Source organism: Algibacter sp., from assembly GCF_049667265.1.
In the GTDB taxonomy this organism is placed as follows: Bacteria; Bacteroidota; Bacteroidia; order Flavobacteriales; family Flavobacteriaceae; genus Algibacter_B.
Map to the genome: position 1 here is coordinate 1 of NZ_JBATHX010000399.1, position 2,072 is coordinate 2,072.

The 2,072-nt window shown below is 31.3% G+C and carries 1 protein-coding gene; it reads right to left on the minus strand.

Features of this window, described 5'->3' with window-relative positions; genetic code table 11:
* Positions 1-179: 179 nt before the first annotated feature.
* On the minus strand, positions 180-2,072 hold a 1,893-nt coding region (locus WBN21_RS13920), incomplete at its 5' end, for a chondroitinase-B domain-containing protein (protein ID WP_424201290.1).

Genomic DNA, 2,072 nt, shown 5'->3' on the forward strand with positions numbered 1-2,072 from the left:
CCATGTCAAAGAAATATACAATAAAATCTTAATTTTAACATAATTAAAAAGGCCTTTACTCAAATGAACCATCAATCATTTCGCGGTCATTTAAGTAAAATATAATGCCAAAAACGTCATGGAATAATACCCAAAACTGAACAATGAAGTTAATTAACTTTTTCTAATTTTAACCAGAATTAATACATTAATTTCATGGTTAAATTCTCTTCCACTTTAATTTGTCCTGAATTAACAATGGTGTTATTTGATTGTTCATTATTCTTTGCGCCCCACAATATAGAAACAAATGGAACTGGGTTATTTTTAAAAGTATTACCGGTAATATTTACATTAACAATGCCTCTATGATTCAAAAGTATTTTAGTGTCTTCCTTTGATCCACAATTTGTAAATGTTGAGTTTGTAACTATTAAATTACCCCCAATAGTAGATTCATCATAACCACCTCTGTAATAATCAATAACATTTGCTTTTACATTATTAAAATTACAATTGTTTACAGTTAAATATTCCGTATTGTAATCGCCTTTATCATTCGTTTCTTCTGAAAGTTCTATGCCATTTTCACAATTAGAAATTGATGCATCACTAAATGTTATACGTTCTGCAAAAGATTCTTTATAAGCCTTTAGAACATAATTAAAATTACTTATTTCAGTATTTGAAACGGTTAGTCCAAAATGATTTGACATGTTTTCTTTTAAACTTGCAAAAGCATTATTTGAATCATTTCCTTTTAATATCAAATTACTAACTGATAGTTTTCCTTTAGGATTCAATTCGAATAAAGCGGTATTAGCTTCACCAGAAAAAACAATTTGTGCTTTTGTTCCTTCTTTAGATTGAAACTTTATTGTTTTATTAATTACTAATGATTTGTTCACGTTATAAACCCCATCATTTAATTCAATAATATCACCGTTAGTTGCACCATCAATTTTAGCTTGTAACTCATCTGCATTAGAAACTATATAAGTTGCTGGCGTTTTAGCTTCAGCCACGTTTGAATACCATGACGTACCATATTTTGATTTATCAAGAATATTAGGGTTGGTAATATCGGTTCCTAAAATGGCTCCAATACTATTGTTTTCATTTCTGGATTTACCAAATAAGTCTTTTGTTATCATATTGAAATCATAACCATTATATAACTCAATATCGCTTGGAATACCTGTTGGAATAAATATGTTATCCGAAATTTTTTCAAGACCCAAAGTGGCTGTTACAATACCTCCATTATAACCTTCAAATTTAACTCCTTTATTATCGACAATATTACTTTTAAAGGTAACGCCATCGGCTTTGTCATTTTCAACAACAATTGCATCTAACCCTTTTTCATTATAAATCACATTGTTTGCTACCGTAGTTCTAATGGCACGTGCTGAACGGATTTCAGACTTAGGCAACACATCTGCCTGAGCGATATTTGTACCTACTCCAAATTGCCAAGGTGCGCTACAATTAACATAGGTATTATAAGCTACAACAACATCTGTAACTTGGTTGTACCTATTTTGAGGTGATTTTGGAATACCATTCATTACAGCCAATGGGCTTCTAAAACTTTTTCCTTTTAAGTTGAAAAAATAATTATTTGTTACCCAATGTCCTGTATTTATAATTCGAATACCACCATAATTTTCATTAACACCATCACCAATAAAATAATTACCATCAATGGTGCAATAATTCCCGTGTCTTGTTACAAGCGATCCTTCACTTTTGTAAAACACGTTGTTTCTAAATTCATTGAAGTTCGTTTTGCTCGATATCACCTCAACCTCGCCATTGCATTCTTCAAATAAATTATTGGCAACCATGGTATAACTTGGCGCCATTGATGTAAAACTATTTCCTAATTGTATGGTTTCTCCACTTGGGCCGCCTTTTACAGGTCGTGGTCCAAAATGATTATTCACTATTTGGTGGTAGTTATTTATACTTTCAATGCCTTCTAAATTAACTCGAATGGTTGGTCCTCTATTGGTTTTACCAGCTATATAACAATTGCTAAGCTCGTTATGTCTGCCCCAAAAATTCACCCATAAATCGCTATCATCACG